The following is a 5197-nucleotide window of genomic DNA, read 5'->3' as shown; positions in this document are numbered from 1 at the left end:
GTTATCTGCTTCTCTGTTTCAAGTGGCGTACGTTATATTCAATCAAGGAACAAAATATGATTCATTTCCAAAATGTAGGTAAATACTACGGTAATTTTAAAGTACTGAATAATTGTACTGCAGACATTGCAGAAAAAGAAGTTGTGGTTGTTTGTGGTCCTTCAGGCTCAGGTAAATCCACTTTAATAAAATGCGTGAATGCACTTGAACCTATTCAAGAAGGTAAAATTATTGTTAACCATACAGATATCACAGATAAAAACACTAATCTGTCTCATCTGCGATCTCAAGTTGGTATGGTTTTTCAGCATTTTGAGCTTTTCCCTCATATGAGCATTGAAAAAAACCTAATCATTGCACAGACAAAAGTCTTAAAACGCAATCCTGATGATGCTCATAAAAAGGCCATGAATTTATTAGATCGAGTTGGCTTACTCGCACACGCTCATAAATTTCCTAGCCAATTATCAGGTGGGCAACAACAACGTGTTGCTATTGCTCGTGCCTTAGCTATGGATCCTGTTGTGATGTTATTTGATGAACCAACATCTGCGTTAGATCCTGAAATGATTCATGAAGTTTTAGATGTTATGGTGGAATTGGCACAAGAAGGTATGACAATGATGTGTGTAACGCATGAAATGGGCTTTGCACGCAGAGTTGCTGATCGTATTATTTTTATGGATCAAGGAGAAATCATTGATAATGTAACAAAAGATGAGTTTTTTGACGGTGAACCTAGTGATCGTGCAAAAGATTTCCTAAAGAATATCTTCCAATTTGATTAATACAAATCCTTATAAAATACTAACAACAAAAAAGGGAGTCATGAGACTCCCTTTTCTTTTTAAGATTATAAATATAAATACTAAAACCAATCTTCAACATTATAAAGTGATAATAGCTTTTTTAATTGCTCTGGCGGATTAGACAATTCAAGCTCAGGATAATCTCGTTTATAACTAATCAATAAAGCAACTAAAGCACTATCACAACTAGAAATAGTATTTAAATATAAGATTGATGGTGCATTACTTTTAAACAAAGCACGAATAACTTTATCATTTTCAGGGATTGTAAATTTATCAAAATCCCCTCTCAACTGATATTGATTTGGACTTTCTAACGCAATGCAACACATATCCATAAAATTACACCTTATTTATTTTTTTGAGCTAATGTACTGATCATACCATCAATACCTTTTGCATTCACTAACTCACGAATTTCACCACGATAGCTAGTGACAATACTAACACCTTCGATAGAAACATCGTAAACTAACCATTTTCCACCAGACTTAATCATGGAATAATTAACAGCTACAGGTTTATGGCTAGATGATGTAATTTCAGATTTAACAGTTACTTCATTTTTATTTTTAGCATTAGGTGGCAATGGGAACACATTCACTTTATCATCAGTATATTCTAATAAAGCACTACCATATGCATTTACTAATAGCTTTTTAAACTCTTCCATGAAACGTTTTCTTTGTTCAGGTGTCGCATCTCTCCAAGAACGACCCATCACCCATTGTGACATTGTATTAAAATCAAAATACGGCACAGCTGTTTTCTCAATAAAGCTATACAGTTGTTTTGGGTCTTTTTTTAACACTGCTTCTTCTTTTTTCAAAGCATTAATGAGTTGAGTAGAAGCTTTCTCGATAGTCTGCTCTGGTGTATCAGCAGCATGTCCCACTGAAAACAATGAGAACAGGCCAACTAAAACCATAGATTTAAAGATATTTAAAAGTTTCATACGTCTTTTCCTATTAATAAATATTCAAAAGCAATTATAAAATAATTACTTCTGGTTCTAAACAAATTTTAAATTTTTCATACACAGCATTCATAACTTTAATACTATGTTGATGTAAAGCCTCACCAGTGGCTCCACCTAAATTTACTAAAATTAGAGCCTGCTTTTCATACATTCCGACATTACTTTCATATTTACCTTTAAATCCTAGTATATCAATCAACTGACCAGCAGGTACTTTCACATGATCTTCATCATAAAAATAAGATGATAATTGAGGAAACCTAATGGATAATTCAGAAAAATGCTGTGTAGTAATGACAGGGTTTTTAAAAAAACTTCCCGCACTACCAATCTCAGTAACCTCTGGTAATTTAGATTGCCGAACAGAGATCACAGCTTGGTAAATATCTTTAGGCGTTGGTTGAGCAATACCATGTTCAGCTAAATACTCTTGTAAAGCAGGATAGAAACGATGATATACAATAGCTTTTTTAGATAATCTAAAATCAACACTGATGATCAACCTATCTTGCAACTCTGTTTTAAATATACTATGACGATATGCAAAATGACACTCTTCATTTTGATAATATTCGAAGTTTCCTGTCTTGAAATCATAGACGCAAACTTTTTCAATATAATCTTTTGCCTCAACGCCATAAGCACCAATATTTTGAACTGGCGTTGCCCCCACTGTTCCAGGAATATATGCCAAACACTCCAAGCCAAACCAACCAGCATTAATCGTTTCTGTTACAAAATCATGCCAAACCTCACCAGCATAAGCACGAACCAATACAGAACTTTCATCCTCTTCAAGAATTTCAATACCTTTGATGCAGTTATGCAGCACAGTGCCATGATAATTTTTGGTCAATAAAATATTACTACCACCGCCTAAATAAAAGATTGGCGCCACTAATGACCTTAATGTCGTTAATTGAGATTCACTCTCCAAACAACAATAATAATCTGCAAAAACAGATACCCCAAAAGTATTTAAACTTGTTAAATTAAAGTTTTGTTTAATCATGAATCACTATTTTGCTAAACGATTTAAAGCTTGTTTTGCTTCAGAAATATTTGCATTAGCAGCTTCTTTATACCAAGCTTCTGCCTCATCCAAATTACGAACAGATTCATACTCTTCAAAGATTCTACCCAAATTATATTCGGCATAAGAATCTTTTTGCTTAGCGGCCTCTTTATACCAAAAAATTGCACGCTCCAAATCTTGATCTACACCTAATCCTCTTTCAAAAGCACGTGCTACAGAGTTTTGTGCATCCACATTACCAGCCTCTGCTGCATTGCGATAATATTCATATGCTTTCATATTATCTTTACTCACACCTAAACCATTTTCATATAATAGTCCTAAAGCAACATTGGCTTGTATGAACTGGTTATGCCGAGCCTTATCATACCAAAATCTAGCTGTTTCATAATCTTGCTTCACCCCCATGCCTCTTTCATACATATGGCCTAATTTGTATTGAGCCGAAGCAAAATCCTCATTAGCAGCACGTTGAAACAACAAAAAAGCATCTGTAATTTTTTTAGAATTATCGCCATATTGTAAGTAATAATCCCCTAATGGCTCATAAGCTAATATAAAATTCTGATCTGCTGCATTTTGATAATGTACAATGGCTTGATCAATATTTTTGGCTACCCCCAAACCTTTTGTATACATATGTGCCAAAGCATATTCAGCAATTGGATTGTGACCATGATCAGCAGCTTGCACAAACCACTCTAGAGCATTTTTCAAGTGTTCTGCATTCATATCATCATGATCTAAATAATAGTTAAATAGATAAATATTTGCATCTTCAAAACCATTCATCGCTGACTGTTTATACAATGCTAACGATTTACCCATATCCTGAGAAACTTTAATTCCATGTTCATATAACTGTGCTAACAGATAATCTGCACGTGCATTATCTCGTTCAGACATAATATTTAAGATGGATAAAGCATTCTTAATATCCTGATCATTACCACTTGCTAATAACAATTCTGCTTCTTCTAATATCTCAGAATCTTTTAATTGATCAGAATTAGGCAAAATACTATCTAAACTCAATTGATTAACGGTAGATTTAACTAGCACTTCCTTTGGTTTTTCAACTTCTGAGTCAGTTGAGTTCAGCATGCGCATATGATTAGCAGTACTATCATTAGAAATATTTGTAGCATAAATAAAGAAGGCGACCAACCCTATAAATGCTACAACAAAGATTACACTATTTCTCATTTTATTCCGCTAAAAATGGAACTTGATAAGTTTCAATTTTACTTTGTTCGTATAAACCTTGAATAAATAAAATTGTTTCAGCTTGCGCCATATCAGATTTCAAACGTTCTTTTAACTGAGTTTGCTCTTCTTCAGTATATTCCGACAAACTACCAGGAATCACATCTTTAACCATTACTGCAAACAACATGCCATTAGCTGCAATAGCATTTAAAGTTGCAGGGGTACTTTTTTGAACTTCAAAACCTTTCACTAAGGGCTCAATTAATTCAGGCTGATCTTGCACAGTTGTTACAATTGTGCGAATTTCAACACCATCAAAACGATTAATCTTAATATTTTGTGCCTCAGCAATATCTTCTAATGGCTTCCCTGCCTTTAATTGCTCATTCATATCAGTGATGACTTGATCGCCTTTTTTCAAAGTTTCCATTGCTGCTAAAGTTTCTTGAATCTCATCTTTTGCTTCTTCTAAGGTTAAAGGACGCGATTCTTCATAAGCTTCCACTCGCACAATACGCACCTCTTGATTATCTGTGTGATAAGCCTCTGAATTTTTACCACCAGTTAAGACAAGCTCTTGTGTTGCTACTTGGAATGTATTGCTGTCTGCTAACTCACCTGTCTTAGAGGTCATATTTAACCAATCAGTTTTTATTGGCTCTATATTAAACTCTTGAGCAATTAGATCTAAGCTTTCTGAATTCTTCTCAGCAACCTCCTGGAATCTTTGGATATTTTCAGCATTTAATGCTTCTTTTTTCTCTTTTAATAATGCAGTTTTAGCATCTGCCATCATAGAATCATCTGAAATATCACTACCATCATTGACAGTTAACAGATGAATTAAATGCACAGCATTTTCACTCAATACAGGTTTTGCAAATTGCTCATCTTTTGCCATTTCAAATAATGCCTGATCTACTGATTGCATGTTCTCTGATCTTTTAACAACACCTGTTTCATAAAATAAACCATCTGACAATGCTGTTACTTGCGTTTTTGCATCTTCAAAAGTTAATGAGCCATTAGTCAACTCATCATATACTTTATTTAATGTTGCAATTGCCGCTTCTTTTTCAGCTTCTGTACTGAATTGAATAATCAATTGATCTGCAGAACGTGTTTCATTACTTTGTTGTTTAGCTTTCATAGCGTGAACACGTT

General features: G+C 34.0%; 6 protein-coding genes. 1 reads left to right on the top strand and 5 read right to left on the bottom strand.

The annotated features are described in order from the left end of the window. Nucleotides 1-56 precede the first annotated feature (56 nt). Nucleotides 57-788: an amino acid ABC transporter ATP-binding protein gene (locus tag BZK14_RS01595; RefSeq protein ID WP_077924859.1), complete on the top strand. Its 732-nt coding sequence runs from the start codon at nt 57-59 to the stop codon at nt 786-788. An 80-nt stretch (nt 789-868) separates the two neighbouring features. On the opposite strand, the gene BZK14_RS01590 is transcribed toward BZK14_RS01595, so the two are convergent. The 5 genes from BZK14_RS01590 to BZK14_RS13180 all read right to left on the bottom strand — a co-directional run. Beyond that, complete coding sequence (locus tag BZK14_RS01590; protein ID WP_245831117.1) at nt 869-1147, bottom strand: STAS domain-containing protein; 279 nt, start codon at nt 1145-1147, stop codon at nt 869-871. A gap of 11 nt (nt 1148-1158) precedes the next feature. Continuing rightward, nucleotides 1159-1764 (bottom strand): MlaC/ttg2D family ABC transporter substrate-binding protein, encoded by a 606-nt coding sequence (locus tag BZK14_RS01585; RefSeq protein ID WP_077924858.1) that lies wholly within the window; start codon nt 1762-1764, stop codon nt 1159-1161. A gap of 34 nt (nt 1765-1798) precedes the next feature. Further along, complete coding sequence (gene murB / locus BZK14_RS01580) at nt 1799-2800, bottom strand: UDP-N-acetylmuramate dehydrogenase (RefSeq protein WP_077924857.1); 1002 nt, start codon at nt 2798-2800, stop codon at nt 1799-1801. Between the two features lie 6 nt (nt 2801-2806). Then, a complete protein-coding gene (locus BZK14_RS01575) occupies nt 2807-4030 on the bottom strand; it encodes an SEL1-like repeat protein (RefSeq protein ID WP_077924856.1) in 1224 nt (407 codons plus the stop codon). A 1-nt stretch (nt 4031) separates the two neighbouring features. Further along, the coding region (locus BZK14_RS13180) for a peptidylprolyl isomerase (RefSeq protein WP_425445326.1) at nt 4032-5197 on the bottom strand (1166 nt) is incomplete at its 5' end.

This window comes from Wohlfahrtiimonas larvae (genome assembly GCF_002006755.1).
Taxonomy (GTDB): domain Bacteria; phylum Pseudomonadota; class Gammaproteobacteria; order Cardiobacteriales; family Wohlfahrtiimonadaceae; genus Wohlfahrtiimonas; species Wohlfahrtiimonas larvae.
Note: the sequence above shows the minus strand (reverse complement) of the source record. Positions and strands in the feature narration are given on the sequence as shown.

What these genes read in the sequence shown, in the direction of transcription:
- BZK14_RS01595 (WP_077924859.1), top strand. Translation starts at nt 57, where the DNA reads ATGATTCATTTCCAAAATGTAGGTAAATACTACGGTAATTTTAAAGTA.
- BZK14_RS01590 (WP_245831117.1), bottom strand. Translation starts at nt 1,147, where the DNA reads ATGGATATGTGTTGCATTGCGTTAGAAAGTCCAAATCAATATCAGTTG.
- BZK14_RS01585 (WP_077924858.1), bottom strand. Translation starts at nt 1,764, where the DNA reads ATGAAACTTTTAAATATCTTTAAATCTATGGTTTTAGTTGGCCTGTTC.
- murB (WP_077924857.1), bottom strand. Translation starts at nt 2,800, where the DNA reads ATGATTAAACAAAACTTTAATTTAACAAGTTTAAATACTTTTGGGGTA.
- BZK14_RS01575 (WP_077924856.1), bottom strand. Translation starts at nt 4,030, where the DNA reads ATGAGAAATAGTGTAATCTTTGTTGTAGCATTTATAGGGTTGGTCGCC.